A 21,189-nucleotide genomic window follows, 5' to 3' on the forward strand; every position below is an offset into this window, starting at 1 on the left:
ATCAAGCAGTCAGTCGGCGCGGGAAAATCCCGTACGGTGCAGGTGGAGGTCCGGCGTAAAAGAACCTACGTCAAACGTGAGGTGACCTTAGATGAACCGTTAGAACAGCTGCCGGTTGCGGAAACTCCGGTTGCTGAGCCGGTCAAAGCCGTCGAGCCGTCTACCCCCGAGATCGAAACGACGCTGGCGAGCTCCGTTGACGTGGCCGTCACGGAAACTGTCCAGGACTCAGCCGCTCCTGTTGCCCAGCAAGCTGCTCCCGAAGCGGTAGAATCGGTAGCGCAACCCGTGGTGACAACTCCCGAAGCTATACCGACAGTGGAACTAAAAGCGCCAGGCGCTGAACGTCAGACTGCTGCCCGTGCCCATAGCGAACGCGCTACGGTACCGGATCGTAACCGTGCCCCAGTCAGCGAACGCCAGCGTCCCGCAGCAACTGCCCCGGCTAAAGCACCATCGGCCCCGCCGCGTGGAAAAAAAGCAGGCCCGGCAGGTCGCGCAGAGGATGATCGTTCCGGTGCCGGACGACGTGGTCCGCGTCGTAATGAAGAGGGTGGTAATGCCGATGCTTTAGCGCGTCGGCGCAAACCCGGAGACAAGAAAAACCGGAATCGCGGTGCGCAGATGGGTAATGAAGCCATCATGGCACCGGTGATCCGCGAAGTGGCCGTCCCCGAAACCATTACGGTGGGTGAGCTGGCCAGCCGCATGGCGATCAAGGCTACGGATGTCATCAAGGCCATGATGAAAATGGGTGTGATGGCGACCATCAATCAGGTGATTGACCAGGAAACGGCGGCTATTGTCGTTGAAGAATTAGGTCATAAGGTCAAGATGGTTGCCATGACCAGTCCCGAAGCCTTCCTGATGGATGAAGACAGTTCGGAGACCCCGATTATTGGCAGACGGCCCCCCGTGGTCACGGTAATGGGGCATGTGGACCATGGTAAAACCTCACTGCTGGACCGGATTCGTTCGGCGCAGGTAGCCAGTGGGGAAGCAGGAGGAATCACCCAGCATATTGGTGCTTATCATGTGGAAACGCCCAAAGGCATGGTGACTTTTCTGGATACGCCAGGTCATGAGGCCTTTACCGCCATGCGGGCCCGAGGTGCTCAGGCTACCGATATTGTCGTTCTGGTAGTGGCGGCAGATGACGGTGTGATGCCGCAAACCATTGAAGCCATCCATCATGCCAAGGCGGCACATGTGCCGATTGTTGTGGCCGTCAACAAGATCGACAAACCCGGAGTGGACCCTGAACGGATCCGACAGGAGTTGGCAGGTCATGAGGTGGTTCCTGAAGAATGGGGTGGAGACGCGCAGTTTGTGAATGTTTCGGCCAAGGCGGGTCTGCATATTGATGATCTCCTGGATGCGATCCTGTTGCAGGCGGAAATGCTCGAACTGGATGTGCAGAGTAATGGTCCGGCCAAGGGTGTGGTCATTGAGTCCCGTCTTGATCGGGGTCGGGGTGTAGTGGCCACGGTACTGGTTCGGCAGGGTACCCTGCATGCTGGGGATATGCTCCTGGCGGGAGCCCAGTTTGGGCGCGTGAAAGCGCTGGTCAATGATGCCGGACAAAGTACGCAGGAAGTAGGCCCCGGGTTGCCAGCTGAAGTTCTTGGCCTCAGTGATGTTCCCCATGCGGGTGACGAGGTCGTGGTAGTGGCCGATGAACGCAAGGCTCGTGAAGTCGCGCTGTTCCGTCAGGGCAAGTTCCGCGATGTGCGTCTTGCCAAAAACCAGAAGGCTTCCCTGGAAAGTCTTTTCGAAGCTGCGGCAGACGGTCAGTTGCAGCAGTTGAATCTGTTGATCAAGGCTGACGTGCAAGGCTCGGTGGAAGCACTGAGTACGACGCTGGAACGCCTTTCCACATCTGAAGTAAAAGTGACCGTGATTCACGCGGGTGTGGGAGGTATTACCGAATCGGATGTGAATCTGGCGGCAGCTTCGCAAGCGGTGCTTATCGGCTTTAATGTACGGGCGGAAGCTCAGGCCCGTCGCCTCATAGAAAGTACCGGTGTAGATGTACGTTATCACAGCGTGATTTATGATGCCGTGGATGAAGTCAAAGCCGCCATGAGTGGCATGCTGGCACCGGAAATCCGTGAAAAAATCATTGGTCATGCTGAGGTCCGCGAAACATTCCGGGTTCCCAAAGTGGGTACTATTGCCGGCTGTATGGTCATCGATGGTGTTGTTCGCCGTAATGCCAAGGTCCGCGTGCTGCGTCAGGACGTGGTCATCCACAGCGGTGAAATGGATTCCTTGCGCCGCTTCAAGGATGATGCCAAGGAAGTCCGGGAAGGTTTCGAGTGTGGTATCGGTCTGCGCAATTACAATGACCTCAAAAACGGGGATATCATTGAAGCCTACGAAACCACTGAAGTCGCGCGTACGGTCTAGGAGTTGGCATTGCAGCATACTCATCGTGCTTATCCGCGCGGCGCCAGGGTTTCTCACCTGCTCCGTGAAGAAATTGCCGCGCTGTTGCGCGAGTTGCATGGCCTTCCTGCTGATCTGGCGCTCTTGCCGCCCAGCATAACGATGGTCGACTTGCCTGCTGACATGCGTTCGGCAACCGTTTTCTTTTCCCTGATGGATGGTCCCGGGCGCGCCGCTGCGGTCCGACAGATCCTCAATGCCCGGGCGGGAGAAATGCGTCAGATACTGGGGAAGCGGCTGGCCTTGCGGCGGATTCCGCCATTGCACTTTGTTTATGATGCGCGCTTTGATCGGGGTGCTGAAATGGCAGAAATTCTGGCGCATTTGCCGCCCGCTGCGGATGAGGAAGCGTGATCATGACCTGTCAGCATGGCTTGTTGTTGCTCGATAAGCCGGAGGGTTTAACCTCCAACGCGACCCTGCAGCGCGCCAAGCGGATTATGGGGATCAAAAAAGCGGGACATACCGGCAGCCTGGATCCCATCGCCACTGGGCTGCTGGTCCTGCTCTTTGGCGAGGCGACCAAAGTCTCTGATTATATTCTGAATGCCGACAAGTCCTACCGGGCGACCCTGCGGCTGGGACAGACAACCAGCACGGGTGATCGTGAGGGTGAAATTCTGGAAGAAAAAGCGGTCACGGTAGAGCGTGCCGATATTGAAGCCATGCTCCCGCGTTTTCTGGGAGAAATTGCCCAGATTCCCCCTATGTACTCGGCCATCAAGCAGGGTGGCAAGCCTTTGTACGAGCTGGCGCGTAAAGGGATTGAGGTGGAAAGGGCGCCGCGTCAGGTGCGCATTGACGGTTTGCGCCTGGTAGAGTTCACCGGGAATCGCCTGGTCATGGATGTGGATTGTTCCAAAGGTACCTACATTCGCAGTCTGGCGATGGATTTGGGCGCGGCCTTGGATTGTGGGGCTCATGTCGAAGCGTTGCGACGAACGAGCACAGGGCCATTCAGGATCGAGGATGCATTTACTCTGGAAGCGTTGGCAGAGCAGCAGAAACAGGGTGAATGTCCGTTAAAGGCGATGGATCTGGCACTGGAGTATCTGCCCGCCGTCACCCTGACGGAGAACACCGCTTATTATTTGCGTCAGGGGCAGGGTGTGGTGGTGGCACATGCACCTTCTCTGGGACGTATTCGCCTTTACGGACCGGGTGCGCAGTTTCTCGGTCTGGGAGAGGTCATGGACGACGGAAAGGTGGCGCCACGCCGCCTCATGAGCGTAAACTAGGGAGTATTGTTTTTTTAGAAGTTCCGAGGAGAAGAATTTATGTCGCTGTCGCGTGAAGTCAAAGCAGATGTTGTTCAGGGTTATGCTACCCATGCTGGAGATACGGGTTCTCCCGAAGTGCAGGTCGCACTTTTGACCACTCGTATTGAAGGATTGGCTGATCATTTCAAAATTAACAAGCATGATCATCATTCCCGTCAAGGATTGCTGAAAATGGTGGGCCAACGCCGCAAGCTGCTGGACTACCTCAAAAAGCGTGATGTGAATCGGTATCGTTCGCTGATTGAGCGTCTGGGTCTGCGTAAGTAAGGAGAAGGTTTTGGCCATCATTCGGAAAGAGTTGGATTTCGGCGGACAGCCCCTGCACCTGGAAACAGGACGTATGGCGCGTCAGGCTGATGGGGCGGTACTGGTTTCCAGTGGCGACACAGTGGTTCTGGTGACGGCCGTTGGCCGTCGTGAAATGAAACCCGGTCAGGACTTCTTTCCCTTGACGGTCAATTATCAGGAAAAAGCCTATGCTGCCGGTAAAATTCCGGGGGGCTTCTTCAAGCGCGAAGGTCGGCCAACTGAAAAAGAAACCCTGACCTCGCGACTGATTGATCGACCCATCCGTCCCTTGTTTCCCAAAGGATTCATGAATGAAGTGCAGGTCATCGCCACGGTTCTTTCTGTGGATCGCGATCATGACCCGGACATTCTGGCGATGCTTGGTGCTTCGGCAGCCTTGGCGATTTCCGGTATTCCGTTCAGAGGTCCTATTGGGGGCGCTCGGGTGGGTTACGTCAATGGACAATATGTCCTGAATCCCAGCGCTGCCCAATTGGCTGAATCGCAGTTGGATCTGGTCGTGGCCGGAACCCGTAATGCGGTGTTGATGGTGGAATCAGAAGCCCAGCAACTGTCTGAAGAAGTGATGCTTGAGGCCGTCATGTTTGGGCACGCCGGATTCCAGCCGGTCATTGAGGCTATTGAGGCCCTGGCCCATGAAGTGGGTAAGACCAGCTGGAACTGGGTGGCACCCGTAGCCGATGAGGCTTTGGGTCAGCAGGTGCAGGCCAAGGCTTCGGGCTTGCTGCAGGAAGCCTACTCGTTGGTAGAAAAACAGGTGCGTAGTAAAAAGCTTGAAGAAATTCAGCAGCACATGGTTGCAGAATTAGCCGCAGAAGATGCGCAGCTGGCAGACATGGTGCGTGGTTTTGTTAAAAAAATCGAAACCGGTATTGTCCGGGGGCGGATTCTGGATGGTGCGCCGCGCATTGATGGGCGGGACACCAAGACCGTGCGACCCATTACGATTGAGGCGGGGGTTTTACCTCGCACCCATGGTTCGGCCCTGTTTACCCGGGGTGAAACCCAGGCTCTGGTCGTCGCAACTTTGGGAACCAAGGGCGATGAGCAGATTATCGACGCTCTTCAGGGAGAAAGTCGTGATCGCTTCATGCTCCATTATAATTTCCCGCCATTTTCCACCGGCGAAACGGGCATGGTGGGGTCACCCAAACGCCGTGAAATTGGTCACGGTCGTCTGGCAAAACGGGCAGTAGCCGCAGTGTTGCCTGAGCCCAGCGAATTTCCCTACAGCCTGCGGGTGGTTTCAGAAGTGCTGGAGTCCAATGGATCTTCCAGTATGGCGACGGTGTGCGGCGCTTCATTGGCCCTGATGGATGCCGGTGTTCCGTTGAAGGCCCCCGTTGCCGGAGTCGCCATGGGACTGATCAAGGAAGGTGAGCGTTTTGCTGTCCTGACCGATATCCTGGGTGATGAAGATCATCTGGGTGACATGGATTTCAAGGTGGCGGGTACCGAACAGGGTGTCACTGCCCTGCAGATGGATATCAAAATTGACGGTATTACCCGTGAAATCATGGCTGCAGCCCTAAAACAGGCCCACGCCGGACGTCTTCATATTCTGGGTCTGATGAATGCAGTACTCGAAAAAGGCCGCGTCGAACTTTCGGATAATGCCCCGCGCATTATTACCATACACATCAACCCGGACAAAATCCGTGATGTCATCGGGCCGGGCGGCAAAGTCATTCGCGCCTTGACGGAAGAAACTGGTGCTGCCATTGATATTCAGGATAATGGTACGGTCACCATTGCCACGGTGGACAGCGAAGCCGGTGCTGCTGCCCGTCGGCGGATTGAACTGCTGACGGCGGAAGTGCAAGTAGATACCATATATGATGGAAAAGTAGCCAAAATCATGGACTTTGGTGCTTTTGTCACCATTCTTCCGGGCCGTGATGGTCTGCTGCACATTTCCCAGATCAGCAGCGAACGGGTCAGTGATGTCCACGACTACCTCAAGGAAGGGCAGGCAGTGCGGGTGAAAGTTCTGGAAGTTGATCGTCAGGGCAAAATCAAGCTCAGCATGAAGGACATTACCCAGTAATTCTGGATTTGGCGGTTTTGACAAAAAATATCGAAGCTTCGGTAAGCACGCTGGATAACGGCGTAGTCGTTCTCAGCGAAAGGTTGCCGGGTCGCCAAAGCGTGGCCCTGTCCCTGACCTTGGGAAATGGTAGCCGTGATCAGGCTGCAGATGAAAACGGTTTTGCCCATCTCCTGGAACACATGCTCTTCAAGGGCAGTACCAAAAGAGATGGAGATGCACTGAATGCAGCGATGGAATCCCTGGGCGGGACCATCAATGCGTTCACCGATCGTGAGAGTACTGTTTTCCATGGCACGGTGCTGGCCGAGGATGCTCAGGAAGCTTTTGTGCTGCTCAGTGAAATGCTCACGCACCCACGTTTTGATCACGCGGATTTACGTCTGGAAAAACAGGTGGTCGCCCAGGAAGCCGCCATGGCTGCCGAGGACCTGGAGGACTGGGTACAGGAACGGGCCTTATTGGAAATATGGGGAGAGCACCCCCTGGCCTGGCCCGTGTTGGGCAAGGCCAGCTGTATTCGTGCTGCCAGCCGTAAACGCATACAGGCCTATCACGAGCGGGTTTTGGCCGAATCGCCCCTGATTGTTACGGCTGTTGGTGCTGTGGATCATGAGCGTTTGTGTGGATGGGTGCAGCATGCCTTTCCCGAAACGCGTCGTCCGGCCCCCCCGCAAAATGGCTTGCCCCCCCGCTTTCAGCTTGGTAAAAAAAGTCTGCGCCGTTCAGAAGCCCGTCAGGCGCATTTGGTCTGGATGGCGCCAGCTTGTTCCGTCGAATCAGAAGACTATCTCGCCCATGTTGTGGCCAATGCCATTCTGGGGGGAGGCACCGCCTCTTATTTATTCCGGGAACTCAGGGAAAGGCGCGGATTGGCGTATCAGGTATTTTCCCATCTGGATGCTTTGCGCGACTGTGGCGAATGGTCCCTGTATGTAGCCACCCCGGAAGATAAGGCCCATGAAGCCGGCAAGGCGATGTCCGAAGTGCTGACTAAATTGCTGAGTGAGGGACCCGGTTCGAGCGATATGCTCTGGGCAAAACGCAGCTTGCGGATTCAGTTGTTGCTCGGGCAGGAAGATGCCGAAGTGCGCATGAGTCGGCTGGCTCGCCAGTGGCTTTATCTGGGCCGCCTGCATTCGGCAGAACAATCCTTGCAGAAACTGGAGCTTGTGGACGCAGAAGCCGTACGTCGGGTTTTGCGCGAAGCCTGGGAACAACGCCTGGAAATGAGCTGCTTACCCTCACGCCGCAAGACTTAGGAAAACTGGTCCTTCCAGCGTCGCAAAGCGGTAAATACAGATAATGCCGTGCCGCCGCTGAGGGGGTCAAAGTGCCGGGCACTGGCAATCAGCGCAGGATCAGCACAGCGCAGAAAAGGATTGCTGGCGCGTTCCAGAGCAATGCTTGACGGCAAGGTGGGTTGTCCACGCTCGCGCTGCTTTTGGGCTTGTATTTGTCTATCCCGAATAACCGGGTTGCCAGGATCCACCAAAGCTGCAAAACGCAAATTATTCCGGGTATATTCGTGGGCGCAGTACACCGCTGTCTCCGGAGGAAGCGCGGCAAGCTGCTGTAAGCTATGGAACAACATCTCGGGAGTGCCTTCAAAGAGCCGTCCGCAGCCGGCAGCAAAAAGTGTGTCTCCGCAAAACAGAGACGCATTCCAGACATAAGCGATGTGATCCCGGGTATGACCCGGAACTTCCATGACCTGGATTTCTGCGGAGCCAATGGCCAGTTTTCCGGCAGCAACGGGATGGGTCAGGGCGGGTATCCGCTTATTGGCACCGTAGACAGGAATGCGGAAATGGTCGGCGAGGGCAGCTACGCCCCCTGTATGATCGGCATGATGATGCGTGCAGAGTATCGCCGTCGGCACCATCTGTCTGGGCGCAAGCCATTGAAAAACCGGTTCGGCGTCGCCGGGATCGACAACCCAGACACCGGCGCTGCTTTCCAGCACATAAATGTAGTTATCCGCAAATGCAGGAATGAAATGCACAGACATGTTTGGTTCTCAGGGCAAGCGGGTTACCATAAGCCTACTATGGGAGTTGGTTGGGGTCACGCACACTTGGGTTTTTTGTCATGTTGAAGCGGTTTTACTGAAATGCCGGGGCGGGGACGTCTTAGCCGGCCGCAAGAACAACGGGCTGCCGTGTGGTGGGATAGTGGTGCCGGACGTCTGCTGCTGGATCGGGCTCGAGATATTCTCCCACGCTGGATTGAGCGTTTGCAGCCGGAAACGGTTTTGCAACTGGGGCAACCGCTGTTCTGGGGAATGCCTCCAGGCACAGAGCGAACCTGGGTGTTGCTGAATGATGGCGCCGCATTGCCACCGGAAGCTTATTTGCAGGTTTGCGGGGCCTGTCCGGATATGCCCTTTGCGCCCATGCGCTTTGATCTGGTTATTGTTCCCTTTTGTTTGAGTCGAATGGGTGATCCTGAAGCGGTGCTGGACGAATGCTGGCGGGTGCTGCGCCCTGAAGGTCATGTATTGATCATGGATTTTAATCCCGGGGGGAGCTTGAGCTTCATGCGCCGCTGGCGTTTATGGCGGCGGGATCGGGCCTGGCCCTGGCGTCGTCCCTTTCTGCCCTTAGGGAAGTTGCGTACCCTGCTCGAAAATCAGGATTTTATACTGAAAGAGGGGCGCTACTTTCAGTACACCCTGCCGGGTTTGGAAAAAAATGCACAATGGATGGAGCTCGTGGGTGACCGCTGGTGGCCGGCGGGTGCAAACGCTTATTTATTGCTGGCCCAACGCCGTGACCCTGAGCGACCCTTGGTCGGCTTGGCTACGCCCGTAAAAATGCGTCGGGAGCGTCGTAAAGTCAGCTCTGAAGCCCCGGCAGCTTATGATCACTCGGAGCTGGGATGATGACGGATAAAATTGTGGAATTGTTTACGGATGGGGGTTGCCGGGGTAATCCCGGCATCGGGGCCTGGGGTGCCTGGTTGCGGCGCGAAACACAGGAGAAGGTGCTCTGGGGATTTGAACCGGAAACCACCAACAACCGCATGGAATTGACAGCGGCTCTGCGCGGTCTCGAAGCCCTGAAACGTCCAACCCGGGTCCGCGTGATCAGTGATTCCCGTTATTTGCGTGATGGTATGACCCAGTGGTTGCCAGGTTGGCAACGGCGCGGCTGGCGCACGGCGGGTGGGGATCCAGTCAAAAATCAGGATATCTGGGAGCTTCTGGTAAAAGCCTCTGCTCCCCATGAGGTAGAATGGGAATGGGTCCGCGGACACTCTGGTCATGCGGAAAATGAAAAGGTCGATGCCCTGTTGAATCAGGTCATGGATCAGTACGGCGCGCACCAGCAGCGCGAAGAGGGGGAAGGATGGCTTTAAGACAGGTGGTGCTGGATACAGAAACGACTGGTATTGACTGGAAACAGGGTCATCGGGTCATTGAAATTGGCGCGGTAGAGTTGCTGGATCGCCGTTTGACGGGGAATAATTACCAGCAGTACCTCAACCCCCAGCGCAGCAGTGATCCCGAAGCCCTGCGCGTGCATGGCCTCAGCGATGCGTTTCTTGCGGATAAACCATTATTCGCCGAAGTGGCTGAGAATTTTCTGAACTATCTGGGTGATGCAGAGCTGATCATTCACAATGCGCCCTTTGATCTGGGTTTTTTGAACCATGAACTCGGAAAAATAGAAAAAATGCCTCTGAATCATAAAGTGCTGGATACCTTGGTGGATGCCCGTCGTCGTCATCCCGGGCAGAAAAATGACCTGAACAGCCTGTGCCGACGATATAATGTGGACAATAGTCACCGTGAGCTGCACGGCGCTTTGCTGGATTGCGAAATCCTGGCCAAGGTCTACCTCGGCATGACGGGGGGGCAGGTGGATATGATGGGCTTGTTGAATGCTTCAGAGGAGCCCTCAGGAACGGAATCTTGCCGGGATCCTGCGACTTCTACCGGGGCTTCTGTGCAAATTGCTCAATTCAACAGCAGCACGGCGGCAGGGCGGCCGCGATTGCGGGTTATTCGCGCCTCTGCGGAAGAAACCGCCCTGCATGCCCAATATTTAGAGGACATGGGCGGAAAAGCTCTATGGAATGCGCCATAAATCGCTGTAACTTATTGTTTGTGCTCAATGAGCTCGATGCGGTAACCGTCAGGATCTTCCACAAAGGCAATGATGGTACTGCCGTGTTTCATGGGTCCTGCTTCGCGCACCACTTTGCCACCCCGCCCACGAATGGCCTCGCAAGCCGCAGCGGCATTTTCCACTTCCAGGGCAATATGCCCGAAGGCATCACCGAGTGTGTAATGATCTACGCCCCAATTGTAGGTCAGTTCAATGACGGCACCGGCGCTTTCTTCCTGATAGCCCACAAAAGCGAGGGTAAACTTGCCTTCGGGATAATCTTTGCGGCGTAACAGATGCATGCCGAGGACTTCCGTATAAAACTGGATGGAGCGATCCAAATCACCCACCCGCAGCATGGTATGTAAAAGACGCATTTGACTCTCCTTGCACAGGTTACTGTACGGTTTTTGTCCAGAGATGTATTACCCCTGCAAGCGTTTTTCAATCCGCAGACGCAGTGCGTTGAGTTTGATGAACCCTTCTGCATCTTTCTGATTATAGGCGCCAGCATCATCTTCAAAGGTGGCAATGCGGGGATCAAACAGGCTTTCCTGAGATTTGCGGCCGACTACACTGCAGGTTCCCTTATAGAGCTTGACGCGAACCACGCCGCTCACCAGACGCTGGGTCTGGTCGATCAGGGTCTGCAGAGCGCGGCGTTCCGGACTCCACCAGAAGCCATTGTAGACAATGCTGGCATAGCGCGGCATCAGTTCATCCTTGAGATGGGCGACTTCCCGATCAAGGGTGATGGATTCTATGGCGCGATGGGCCTTGAGCAAGATGTTGCCACCAGGCGTTTCATAGCAGCCCCGCGACTTCATGCCCACATAACGGTTCTCGACAATATCCAGACGGCCAACGCCATGCTCGCCACCTACGGTATTGAGGTGCGCCAGTAATTGCTCAGGATTCAGGGCTTCACCGTCCACCGCGATGGGATCACCATGGGCATAGGTGATTTCCAGATAGCGGGGTTGATGGGGTGCTTTCTCAGGCGCTGTAGTCCAGCGCCACATGCTCTCTTCGGCCTCCGCCCAGGGATCTTCCAGAATGCCGCCTTCATAGGAAATATGGAGAAGATTGGCATCCATGGAGTAGGGTGATTTTTTACCGTGTTTTTCCACGGGAATACCATGTTTTTCAGCATACTTGAGGAGCTTTTCACGGGAGTTCAGGTCCCATTCCCGCCAGGGAGCAATGACCTGAATGGCCGGGTTCAGGGCGTAAGCACCCAGTTCAAAGCGGACCTGATCGTTGCCCTTGCCGGTGGCTCCATGCGCAACGGCATCAGCACCTACTTCGGCGGCAATTTCCACCATGCGCTTGGCGATAAGGGGCCGTGCAATGGAAGTCCCCAGCAGGTATTCCCCCTCATAAATGGTATTGGCGCGAAACATGGGAAATACATAATCGCGGACAAATTCCTGACGGAGGTCGTCAATGAATATTTCCTTGGCACCGAGCTTTTCTGCCTTGATACGGGCTGGTTCCACTTCTTCACCCTGACCGATATCTGCCGTAAAGGTGACGACATCACATTGATATTGATCTTGCAGCCATTTGAGGATGACCGAGGTATCAAGACCCCCTGAATAAGCGAGAACGACTTTTTTGACCATTTAAGAAGCTCCTTGCAAAGCGGCCACAGGGCCGATGCCAAATAAAAATTCCATGAGCGCCTTCTGGGCGTGCAGGCGATTTTCCGCCTCTTCCCAGACGACAGAAAGGGGACCATCCATAATATCTGCGCTGACTTCTTCTCCGCGATGTGCCGGAAGGCAGTGCATGAACAAAGCGCCAGGCGCAGCAGCAGCCATGAGGGCGTGATTCACCTGAAAATCCTGAAGAATGGCGCGGCGCTGCTCGGCCTCCTGTTCCTGGCCCATGCTGGTCCAGACATCCGTTACAACCAGATCGGCACCTTCCACTGCTGAAACAGGATCGTGGAGGACGGTGACATATTCTCCCCCGGTTGCCAGCATGTCGGCGCTGGGGGCATAGGGGGCAGGGCTACCGATACGCAGGCTGAAATTGAAAATGCGTGCGGCCTCCATCCAGGAATGGGCCATGTTGTTGGCTCCATCTCCTACATAGGCAACTCTCCGTCCTTCCAGTGTGCCCCAGTGTTCGGTGACGGTCATGAGATCGGCAAGCAACTGGCAGGGGTGGTGGTCATCGGAAAGACCATTGATGACAGGCACTCTGGAGGCAGCGGCAAAGTGTTTGAGGTTGCCATGACTGAAAGTGCGGATCATGACCATGTCTACCATCCGGGAAATCACCCGGGCGGTGTCTTCAATGCTTTCTCCGCGACCCAGTTGAGTGTCGCGTGGCGAGAGGAAAAGGGCATGCCCACCCAGCTGCGTCATACCCGTCTCAAAGGAAACCCGGGTCCGGGTGGAGGATTTTTCAAAAATCATGGCCAGAGTCCGCCCGGTAAGGGGCATGTACTGTTCACCCTGGCGCTGCATCTGTTTCAGGACAATGGCACGGCCCAGCAAGGCCTTCAGTTCGGCTTGGCTGAGATCGGCGAGGCTGAGAAAGTGACGTGGTTTCATGATGTGGGTTCCAGTAGTCGGACGATCCCGGCAACCAGCAGATCTATTTCCGATTCAGAAATGATGAGGGGTGGTAATAAACGAATGACTTTGTCGGCAGTGACATTAATAAGTAAGCCTGCTTCCAGAGCCCGCTCTACCAGACGTTCGGGTTTTTGCGCCAGCTCGATACCGACCATCAGGCCCATACCGCGTATATCCCGAACCTCTGGATGCTGCGCCAGGGCATGACGCAGTTTCTGCTGCAACAGCGCCCCCATTTTGGCCGCCTGAGCAGGAATGTTGGCATTTTCCATGGTGTCGAGTACTGCCTGGGCGGCAGCACAGACCAGGGGGCCACCCCCGAAAGTCGTCCCATGCTTACCTGGTCCAAACAGGTCAGCTGCCCCTTTGCGGGCAAGCAGGGCGCCAATGGGTACCCCGTTTCCCAAACCTTTGGCCAGGCTGAGTACGTCCGGAACAACGCCGTCAAGCTGTTGATAGGCAAAGAAATTGCCAGTACGACCGATGCCGGTTTGGACTTCGTCGAGCATGAGCAGCAGTCCGTGGGCATCACAAATGCTGCGCAGCTCCGCTAAAAATCCTTCGGGAGCAGGGCGCACGCCGCCCTCACCTTGCACGGGTTCAACCAGAATGGCAGCAATGGCCGGGTTGGCGGCAATCAGTCCTCTGACCGTGCTGCTGTCGCCATAAGGTGCCCGCACAAAACCGGGTACCAGCGGTGCAAAGCCTTCCTGAATGCGGAAATTACCCGTCGCCGTCAGCGCTGCCAGCGTGCGGCCATGAAAAGCCTGGGTAAATACCAGAATCTGTGGTTCGGCAATGCCTTTCTGATGACCGTGGAGGCGCGCCATTTTGATGGCTGCTTCGTTGGCTTCAGCGCCACTGTTACAGAAAAAGGCAGCATCCAGACCGCTGAGGCGGCAGAGGCTATCGGCCAGTTTTTCCTGCAGGGGAATCTGATAAAGATTGGAAGTATGCAGCAGGGTGCCCGCTTGTGACTGAATGGCCTGGGTGACGGCAGGGTGGCAATGACCCAGACCCACTACCGCAATACCCGCCAGGGCATCGAGATAACGCCGTCCTTCGCTGTCGTAAAGCCACACGCCCTCTCCCCGGCTGAAAGCCACGGGCAGGCGTGCATAATTGTTCATGAGTGGCATCAGACCGGGGCCTCCCCATCCAGGTTGAAGGCGGCGTGCAGGGCCCGCACCGCCAGTTCCAGATATTTTTCTTCGATGACCACAGAAATCTTGATTTCCGAGGTGGAAATCATCTGAATATTGATGTTTTCCTTGCCCAGGGTGGCAAACATGGTGGCGGCAATACCCGCATGGGAACGCATGCCGACGCCCACTACGGATACCTTGACAATGTGGTCATCGCCCCGCACGTCTTCTGCATCCAGTTTTTTGGCCACACTGGTCAGAATGTCCTTGGCCTGGGCGTATTCATTGCGATCCACCGTGAAGGTGAAATCTGTTTTGCCGGCTTCGGAAATATTCTGCAGGATAACGTCCACGTTGATATTGGCTTCTGAGACGGGTCCCAGAATGGAATAGGCAATACCGGGGTGATCAGGAACGCCAATCATGGTGAGTTTGGCTTCGTTACGGGAGAAGGCGATGCCAGAAACGCGGGGAGCTTCCACAGAATTTTCCTCATTGGTAACCAGGGTGCCGGGCCCATCCTGAAAAGACGACAAGACCCGAACAGGAACATTATACTTCATGGCAAACTCAACAGATCGCGTCTGCAATACCTTTGCGCCGAGGCTTGCCATTTCAAGCATTTCTTCAAAAGTAATACGATCAAGACGCCGCGCTCGCGACTCCACGCGCGGATCCGTCGTGTAAATGCCATCTACATCGGTAAAAATATCACATTCATCGGCGCGCAGGGCAGCAGCCAGTGCGACGGCTGTGGTATCCGATCCGCCCCGTCCCAAAGTAGTAATATTGCCATGCAGGTCGACGCCCTGAAAACCGGCAACCACTACGATCTTCCCGGATTCGAGGGCTGAACGAATTTTGTGATCATCAATATGTTCAATGCGCGCCTTGGTATGGGCAGAGTCCGTGGTAATGGCTACCTGGGTGCCGGTAAAAGACTGGGCTGCTTGTCCCATCTCTTCTAAAGCCATGCACAACAGGGCAATAGTCACCTGTTCTCCGGTGCTCAGCAGGGTATCCAGTTCACGCTCGGCAGGGTGAGCTGCCATGGCTCGCGCCAGTTGCAAAAGGCGATCGGTCTCGCCAGACATGGCCGATACCACGACCACAACCTGATGCCCGGCCCGATGGGTAGCCATGACTTTTTCGGCAACCGCGCGAATTCGCTCGGGGTTGCCCACAGATGTTCCACCAAATTTTTGTACGATGAGTGCCATTGTCAGTGATTTTATGAAAAATTAAGGGCAAATCATAAAGCCTTGGGACGCGTTCGTACAGGATGGGGCGAGAAGCCCTCAACAGGGTGCTTTTTTATGAGATCTGCTTGCTTACTGTGACAGGTTTTCCGGTTTCCGGGTCTTTTTGAGGAAGGAGTACACCGGGCAATAGCCGAAAACCCCCGTTGCAATGAGGAGAAGCCCCGAAAAAGTCCATTCCCGATAGGGAAAGGGGTTGACGAAATAGATGAGAAAAATGATGGCGCCGAAGTAAAGGCGCAGCCAACGCTCGGTACTGTTCATGTTCTTGATGATTTTCATGATATGGCCGTCCTTAAATGAGAGTGCTGGGTATGAATATAGGCCGCTTCGGTCCGTGCCGCAATAGGGGAATCGTGCATGGTCTCAGCATCTTCTCCGGGCTTGAACTACAATGAACTGCATGAAGAGGATCGTGTGAACAGTCTGGAATAGCCAAACGGGTTTCTGCAGTGATTTCCGGGGAGATGGAAGGATGACAACAGATTTACGGGCGTTGCACAAAGAGGTGGGTCAAAGCATCTGGCTGGATAATTTGTCGAGAACACTGATTCACGATGATATTCTCCGAAAATATATCAGCGCAGATGGTATCAGTGGGGTTACCTCCAATCCCAGTATTTTCCAGAAAGCCATTCATTCCAGTCCCTACTATCAGGATGATTTGCGGCAAGCTGCAGAATCTGCCGAGCGACTTTATGAACAGCTCGTTTTGCAGGATTTGCAGATGGCCTGCGATCTTTTGCAGCCGGTGCATCAGGAAAGTGCTGGCGATGATGGTTGGGTGAGCTGGGAGGAATCTCCGCGTTTGGCGCATGATGAAGCAGCTACGGTTGCTGAAGCCCGCCGTCTGCGGGGATTGGTGCAGCGTGACAATTTATTGATCAAGGTTCCCGCAACGCCCCAGGGTATTGCGGCACTGTCCACGCTGGTAGGCGAGGGTATTTCAGTCAACGTCACCCTCATGTTCGGATTGGAACATGTCCACCAGGTTTTTGCGGCTTATCAACAGGGCTTGGCGCATTGGGTAAAACAAGGCGGCGACCCCCGCCGGGTCAAGGCAGTTGCCAGCCTTTTCCTGTCACGGGTAGACACCCTCGTTGATCAGCAGCTCGAAAAAATGGCGACAGCAGAGGCTCTGGCTTTGCGCGGCAAGGCCGCAGTGGCCATGGCCAAGGTTGCTTACAAGGTCTATCAGGAGACCTTCCATGGGGACGGCTTCGCGGCGTTGGCCAAGGCCGGTGGGCGTCCGCAGTATCTGCTTTGGGCCAGTACCAGCACGAAAAACCCGGAATACTCAGACTTACTCTATGTCGAACCGTTGATGGGGCCGGAAACGATCAATACCTTGCCGGATGAAACCCTGAACAAGCTGCGTGATCATGGCCATATCGCGAATCGGGTGAGCGGGGATCTGGACGCGGCACAGGCAGTCATGGCCGGACTGGAGTCGCTGGGTATTCATATGGACAGTGTGGCTGAGCAATTACAGCAGGAAGGGCTGGCCGCCTTCGCCAAAAGTTTTGAGGAAATGTTGGCGGAGGTCGGCAAGGCCATGCCCTGTGGTGGTTGATTGCCTTCGAATTAAAAGCCGACGGTATTGAAGCCGGCATCGACGTAAGTAATTTCGCCGGTGATGCCTGAGGCAAGGTCGGAGCAGAGGAAGGCCGCCGTGTTGCCCACTTCTTCCTGGGTGACATTGCGGTGGAGGGGAGCATGCTCCGCATAGTGGTCGAGGATTTTACGGAATTCACTGATTCCGCTGGCTGCCAAAGTGCGAATGGGACCTGCGGAAATAGCGTTGACACGAATGCCATCACTGCCCAGAGAATAAGCCAGGTAACGAATGCTGGCTTCGAGGCTGGCCTTGGCCAGGCCCATGACATTGTAGTTGGCCATGGCCCGTTCGGCGCCGAGATAGCTGAGCGCCAGTAAAGCGCCTTGGCGTCCCTGCATCAAAGGATGCATGGCTTTGGCCATGGCGGTGAAGCTGTAGGAAGAAACTTCGTGGGCAATACGGAAGCCTTCGCGGGTGGTGGCATCCAGATAACTGCCACTGAGTTCTTCCTTGGGCGCAAAAGCCGCGCCGTGGATACCAATGTCGACGCCACCCCATAGTGACTGGACGCGCTCCATGGCCGCCTGCAATTGCTGTTCATCCATCAGATCCAGTTCCAGGGGTTCCGGCGCGCCGATTTGCCCGGCCAGTTCTTCCACCCGACTTTTGGTGCGCTCGCCCTGATAGGTCAACAGCACTTCGGCTCCCTGACGATGCATGGCCTGCGCGATTCCCCAACAAATGGAACGATCATTGGCTACGCCAACGATGAGCGCCTTTTTGCCTGTCATGAAACCCATAAAACCTCCTGTGTGCTGCTTAGCGTGTATAGATAGTGAGACGTGAGCCCGGCTGAATGTCGCTGGCAGAGGCCAGGTGGTTCCATTGGATGAGCGACTTGGGTTGCACATGGTACTGCTGGGCAATTTGCCAGAGTGTGTCGCCTTTGCGAACAATATAAGTCGCTGCGCGCGGCTGGGTGGCGGCGCGTTCCTGGCGGGCACTGATAGCCGCTACGGCGGTTTCCGAAGGGATATTCAGGACCTGACCCGGATGAATGACGGATTGCTCGGTCAGGTGGTTCGCATGGGCAATAGCGGTGATACCGACACCGGCCCGCTGCGCGATTTGCCAGAGACTTTCGCCGGGGCGCACCGTCAGCTGTCGGCGTGCTGCCGTATAAACGGGAGTGGCATGACCTCCGTAAACGGTGAGATGTTCTCCCACCTGCAGATCATTGGCCGAATGGATATGATTCCAGCGCATCAGGTCCTGAACGCTGACGCCAGCCTGCTGCGCCAGTCCCGAAAGGGTATTTCCGGAGTGCACGACGAGACGGTGACTGGCTGGCTGGCTATAAGTGGCGTTTTCCAGATGATGACCGCCATAAACCACCAGCTGCTGGCCCACCTGCAGGTCACGCGCGGAGCGCAGATGATTCCACTGCTTCATCTGCTGAACACTGACCCCGGCCTGCATGGCTATTTGTGACAGGGTGTTCCCTGGATGTACCGTCAAATGGCTGAGCCGAGGTTGGGTGACGGGCTGGGCCACCGGTGTGGCAGCGACGGCCGGTTGTGCGATGGGCAAAGCCTGGGCTGCAGCCTCCTGCGGCATGGTCAACAGCGCTGTTTTCAGGGTGGCCGCCTTGTCCTTGGGAACTACAAGCTGATAGTCCGCCGGGACTACGCCATAACTGATTCCGGCATTGAGGTGCTGCAATTCGCGCACCGGGACATTCATCAAATTGGCAGCCACATTGAGGGCGACCGATTTAGGGGTGGTGACTACCGCTATGTGGGCCGTGTTGGGAATATAGGGCAGGCTGACGTGGTAAGCCTTGGCATTTTTGATGACCTGGGCAAGACCCAATAGTTCGGCCACGTAATTTTCAGTTTGTTCGGGAAGATTCAGATCCCAGAAATCGGTAGGTTGGCCGGCTGCCACGTTTTGCTGGATAGCGGCGGAAACCGTACCCTGTCCGGCATTGTAGGCAGCAATCGCCAGGAGCCAGTTTCCACCAAAATAATTGTATAAATAAGACAGGTAATCCAGGGCGGCGTTGGTCGAAGCCGTCAGACTCAGGCGGGGATCCCCGTAACGCGTATTTTGCAATCCAAAACTCCGCGCGGTTCCGGGCACAAACTGCCAGAGCCCTGCGGCGGCGGCAGGAGAATAGGCTTTAGGATTGTAGCCGCTCTCAATGGCAGGCAGTAGAGCCAGTTCCATGGGCAGGCCGCGTTGAGAAACGGCGTTGACTACGTAATAGAGGAAAGGACGCGAATTGCCGAGAATTTCTTCGAGTTTGCCCTGATGCTGCAAAAACCAGGTGCGCCACTGTTTGACTGCCACTTGAGAAACATCACTGCTGAGGTCGAGCCCTTCATTTATGTGTGTCCAGATGTTACCAGATTGATCCTGACTACCGAATGCCCCTGCAGCCTCAAAATGTTGTAGAGTCAGATCAAGACTGCCGTAGGTTCCAGACGGCTTGATTTTAGACGACATGTCATGGGACAAGGTTTCAGGATTTGTCAAACCGGATGTTTTGATTTCCTCAAGGCTTGCCGCAAGATCTGTGCCCGAGGATTCCTGCAACTGTGGGGTTTCCATGGTTTGGCTTTGCGCCCAAGCCATAGGTACACTTCCCAGCGCCATCACCGTAGCGATGACGGTAATTTGCCTGATCATCCTGTTTCTCCCTTGGCGGGTTCAAACCATAATGGATTGTCCCGCATACACCATCCTGCACATCATTCTGGATTAAATTAAAGGATAATAAACAAATTAAAACGTCTTGGTCAAACGCCTCAGCAGCCAATCAGCAAGTGATTTTTTATCAGCATGGTATAAGATCATGCTGGATATTTCATGGCACTCATCGTCAAACTGAATTTTATCCACAATGTGAGGAACAGCGTTTTTTAATTTTCTGACTTGCTTTAAATACAACAACACGCCTGGCGGAAATCAGTGCTGGCAGCCCGGATTTCGGGTTACGCCCAACACGCTCAGACTTTTCACGAAGAATAAATTTACCGAAACCAGACAAGTTGACAACTTCTCCAGATGCCAAGGTTTGAATTATTAATTTAAAAAAACACGAAACAACCAATCTGCTCTCAGCAATAGAAAATCCCATTCTGCCAGCAAGATCATGACCAATTATATCTTTGGTAACAGTACAGCCTGACTTTTTCCGGGAAGGAATAAAATAAGTGTGATTTTCTTTCAAAATTATATTACCTTATTTTTACCGTATTCACAGCCTGAAGCCACCGATTTCACACCGGCGGCTTCAAAACAGATCATCAGGCCTTTTTCGGAGCCAGACTACCCACAGGCAATACCGCTTTGCCCATCACGGGATTAATGACATGCACTGCGGCCAGATAGAAGCCAATCAGCGCAACGATCATGAACAGCAAGCCCGCGATGTTCGATACGGAAATAGCCATCAGGACGAAGGCCGCGCAGAGAAGCCCGAACAGTAACACCAGACCAATGTTAGCGCGCAGGGATGCAATAAAGAAAATAAAGGTAATCAAGGCCATCAACCAAAACCACACCATCAATAATTGGGGCGCGCTCTTCATTGTCACCGCCAAACCGCCGCTGATAGCCGCAATGGCAAAGCTCAGGAAAAATGATCCGTAGGTAATAAACACGGTGGCAATATATGAATTGGGCATCTGATAGGTGAAACCACCCGCTACATACATGGCGGCCGCACCAAACCCGAAACAGAGGGCCAGCAAAGTACCTAATCCTGCAAGCGGCACGATGCCATAAAATACAGCACCAATAATAAACAACGGAACGGCAAATCCAAACAAACCAATAGCAATTGGATCTTTCATTTTATACTCTCCTAAGTGGTTTAGCGGTCAAAACGACCATTATTACTATATTACTCACTACCGATCCTCCAAAAAAGGCCCCACTATTGTGGAGCCTGAAACTCCCGAAAGGCTTAGGGAGGAGGAGTCGTTTCACCGTTCATCTGTTAATCAGATTGCGGTTAATTCTGTTCAGCCCAATGGGCCGTTAGCGGTAACGATTTGCGGTTCCATGGAAGCCAGAATGGCAATCAGGTAATTCTGTGCCGCCATGGGAATCTTTCGGGTTTGCATCGCATCCATCATATCCTGAGCCAGATAATTGAAGGCTGCCGTTGTTACACCCATTCCTTCATGGGCTTTTCGCATGCTCAGCCCGGTGTACTTGCAGGGACCACCCACCGCCATGCACACCTGCTGCACCAATTCGTACTTCAGGTGAGGAATATTGGTATGTGCAAAGTAGTAATTGATATGCGGATCTGCAGCCACATTACCCACAAACGTATTGATCAACGCCGTAATACCGGCCTTGCCGCCGTACTGGGCATAGTAATCCTGAGCGGATGCCGTCGAAATCCCCATCATGGCAACAGCCGTAAAC

At 54.7% G+C, this 21,189-nt stretch carries 22 protein-coding genes (1 of these 22 running past the window's edge); 10 read left to right on the forward strand and 12 right to left on the reverse strand.

Annotation, left to right across the window (positions count from 1 at the left end; translation table 11 throughout):
* The 6 genes in view from infB to H7F11_RS03710 are tightly spaced (at most 39 nt apart) and all read left to right on the forward strand, a layout consistent with a single transcriptional unit that may run on beyond the window.
* On the forward strand, window positions 1-2,409 hold the 3' portion of the coding sequence (gene infB, locus H7F11_RS03685) for a translation initiation factor IF-2 (RefSeq protein WP_193651790.1). Its footprint begins 216 nt before the window's first position; the window shows 2,409 of its 2,625 coding nt (coding positions 217-2,625); the start codon falls outside the window, past its left edge; its stop codon occupies window positions 2,407-2,409.
* Between the two features lie 9 nt (window positions 2,410-2,418).
* Window positions 2,419-2,802 carry a ribosome-binding factor A gene (locus tag H7F11_RS03690; RefSeq protein WP_193651791.1) on the forward strand — a complete coding sequence of 128 codons (384 nt, stop codon included), beginning with the start codon at window positions 2,419-2,421 and terminating at the stop codon, window positions 2,800-2,802.
* A gap of 2 nt (window positions 2,803-2,804) precedes the next feature.
* Window positions 2,805-3,686 carry a tRNA pseudouridine(55) synthase TruB gene (gene truB / locus H7F11_RS03695; protein ID WP_193651792.1) on the forward strand — a complete coding sequence of 294 codons (882 nt, stop codon included), beginning with the start codon at window positions 2,805-2,807 and terminating at the stop codon, window positions 3,684-3,686.
* 39 nt (window positions 3,687-3,725) lie between these two features.
* A complete protein-coding gene (gene rpsO / locus H7F11_RS03700; RefSeq protein ID WP_010641513.1) occupies window positions 3,726-3,995 on the forward strand; it encodes a 30S ribosomal protein S15 in 270 nt (89 codons plus the stop codon).
* A gap of 10 nt (window positions 3,996-4,005) precedes the next feature.
* A complete protein-coding gene (pnp, locus tag H7F11_RS03705) occupies window positions 4,006-6,084 on the forward strand; it encodes a polyribonucleotide nucleotidyltransferase (protein WP_193651793.1) in 2,079 nt (692 codons plus the stop codon).
* Window positions 6,085-6,101: 17 nt separating this feature from the next.
* The gene (locus H7F11_RS03710; RefSeq protein ID WP_227485218.1) at window positions 6,102-7,346 is read left to right on the forward strand and encodes a M16 family metallopeptidase; all 1,245 of its coding nucleotides are present in this window, start codon (window positions 6,102-6,104) and stop codon (window positions 7,344-7,346) included.
* Here H7F11_RS03710 and gloB read toward each other — a convergent pair.
* A complete protein-coding gene (gloB, locus tag H7F11_RS03715; protein ID WP_193651795.1) occupies window positions 7,343-8,095 on the reverse strand; it encodes a hydroxyacylglutathione hydrolase in 753 nt (250 codons plus the stop codon). The two genes, H7F11_RS03710 and gloB, sit on opposite strands and share 4 nt — an antisense overlap.
* Window positions 8,096-8,245: 150 nt before the next feature.
* On the opposite strand from gloB, the gene H7F11_RS03720 reads away from it, so the two are divergent.
* The 3 genes from H7F11_RS03720 to dnaQ are packed head-to-tail and all read left to right on the forward strand — an operon-like array spanning window position 8,246 to window position 10,175.
* Window positions 8,246-8,968 (forward strand): class I SAM-dependent methyltransferase, encoded by a 723-nt coding sequence (locus H7F11_RS03720; RefSeq protein ID WP_310513863.1) that lies wholly within the window; start codon window positions 8,246-8,248, stop codon window positions 8,966-8,968.
* Window positions 8,968-9,444 carry a ribonuclease HI gene (rnhA, locus tag H7F11_RS03725; protein ID WP_193651805.1) on the forward strand — a complete coding sequence of 159 codons (477 nt, stop codon included), beginning with the start codon at window positions 8,968-8,970 and terminating at the stop codon, window positions 9,442-9,444. The genes H7F11_RS03720 and rnhA overlap by 1 nt, the downstream gene beginning before the upstream one ends.
* Complete coding sequence (gene dnaQ / locus H7F11_RS03730; protein ID WP_193651796.1) at window positions 9,435-10,175, forward strand: DNA polymerase III subunit epsilon; 741 nt, start codon at window positions 9,435-9,437, stop codon at window positions 10,173-10,175. Before rnhA ends, dnaQ begins: the two co-directional genes overlap by 10 nt.
* 11 nt (window positions 10,176-10,186) lie before the next feature.
* Here dnaQ and gloA read toward each other — a convergent pair whose 3' ends face one another.
* The 6 genes from gloA to H7F11_RS03760 all read right to left on the reverse strand — a co-directional run bounded on the left by gloA (window position 10,187) and on the right by H7F11_RS03760 (window position 15,470).
* Window positions 10,187-10,573, reverse strand: coding sequence for a lactoylglutathione lyase (gene gloA / locus H7F11_RS03735; protein WP_193651797.1), 387 nt, complete (start codon window positions 10,571-10,573; stop codon window positions 10,187-10,189).
* A 48-nt stretch (window positions 10,574-10,621) separates the two neighbouring features.
* Window positions 10,622-11,821 (reverse strand): argininosuccinate synthase, encoded by a 1,200-nt coding sequence (locus tag H7F11_RS03740; protein WP_193651798.1) that lies wholly within the window; start codon window positions 11,819-11,821, stop codon window positions 10,622-10,624.
* Window positions 11,822-12,760 carry an ornithine carbamoyltransferase gene (gene argF / locus H7F11_RS03745; protein ID WP_193651799.1) on the reverse strand — a complete coding sequence of 313 codons (939 nt, stop codon included), beginning with the start codon at window positions 12,758-12,760 and terminating at the stop codon, window positions 11,822-11,824.
* Window positions 12,757-13,923 carry an aspartate aminotransferase family protein gene (locus tag H7F11_RS03750; protein ID WP_193651800.1) on the reverse strand — a complete coding sequence of 389 codons (1,167 nt, stop codon included), beginning with the start codon at window positions 13,921-13,923 and terminating at the stop codon, window positions 12,757-12,759. Before H7F11_RS03750 ends, argF begins: the two co-directional genes overlap by 4 nt.
* Complete coding sequence (locus H7F11_RS03755) at window positions 13,923-15,149, reverse strand: aspartate kinase (RefSeq protein ID WP_193651801.1); 1,227 nt, start codon at window positions 15,147-15,149, stop codon at window positions 13,923-13,925. Before H7F11_RS03755 ends, H7F11_RS03750 begins: the two co-directional genes overlap by 1 nt.
* 111 nt (window positions 15,150-15,260) lie before the next feature.
* Complete coding sequence (locus H7F11_RS03760; protein ID WP_010641530.1) at window positions 15,261-15,470, reverse strand: DUF2892 domain-containing protein; 210 nt, start codon at window positions 15,468-15,470, stop codon at window positions 15,261-15,263.
* 193 nt (window positions 15,471-15,663) lie between these two features.
* Here H7F11_RS03760 and tal point away from each other — a divergent pair, with 193 nt between their 5' ends.
* Window positions 15,664-16,761, forward strand: coding sequence for a transaldolase (gene tal, locus H7F11_RS03765; RefSeq protein WP_193651802.1), 1,098 nt, complete (start codon window positions 15,664-15,666; stop codon window positions 16,759-16,761).
* A gap of 11 nt (window positions 16,762-16,772) precedes the next feature.
* Here tal and H7F11_RS03770 read toward each other — a convergent pair whose 3' ends face one another.
* From H7F11_RS03770 to H7F11_RS03790, 5 genes are all read right to left on the reverse strand, one after another.
* Window positions 16,773-17,546 (reverse strand): enoyl-ACP reductase, encoded by a 774-nt coding sequence (locus tag H7F11_RS03770; RefSeq protein WP_010641534.1) that lies wholly within the window; start codon window positions 17,544-17,546, stop codon window positions 16,773-16,775.
* A gap of 19 nt (window positions 17,547-17,565) precedes the next feature.
* Window positions 17,566-19,437, reverse strand: a complete 1,872-nt coding sequence (locus tag H7F11_RS03775; RefSeq protein ID WP_193651604.1) for a LysM peptidoglycan-binding domain-containing protein — start codon at window positions 19,435-19,437, stop codon at window positions 17,566-17,568.
* A 205-nt stretch (window positions 19,438-19,642) separates the two neighbouring features.
* The gene (locus tag H7F11_RS03780) at window positions 19,643-19,981 is read right to left on the reverse strand and encodes an HU family DNA-binding protein (protein ID WP_227485219.1); all 339 of its coding nucleotides are present in this window, start codon (window positions 19,979-19,981) and stop codon (window positions 19,643-19,645) included.
* Window positions 19,982-20,057: 76 nt separating this feature from the next.
* Window positions 20,058-20,606 (reverse strand): acetate uptake transporter, encoded by a 549-nt coding sequence (locus tag H7F11_RS03785; RefSeq protein ID WP_193651603.1) that lies wholly within the window; start codon window positions 20,604-20,606, stop codon window positions 20,058-20,060.
* A 171-nt stretch (window positions 20,607-20,777) separates the two neighbouring features.
* On the reverse strand, window positions 20,778-21,189 hold a 412-nt coding region (locus tag H7F11_RS03790; protein WP_193658003.1), incomplete at its 5' end, for a group I truncated hemoglobin.

This window comes from Acidithiobacillus sp. HP-2 (assembly GCF_015100155.1).
Lineage (GTDB): Bacteria > Pseudomonadota > Gammaproteobacteria > Acidithiobacillales > Acidithiobacillaceae > Acidithiobacillus.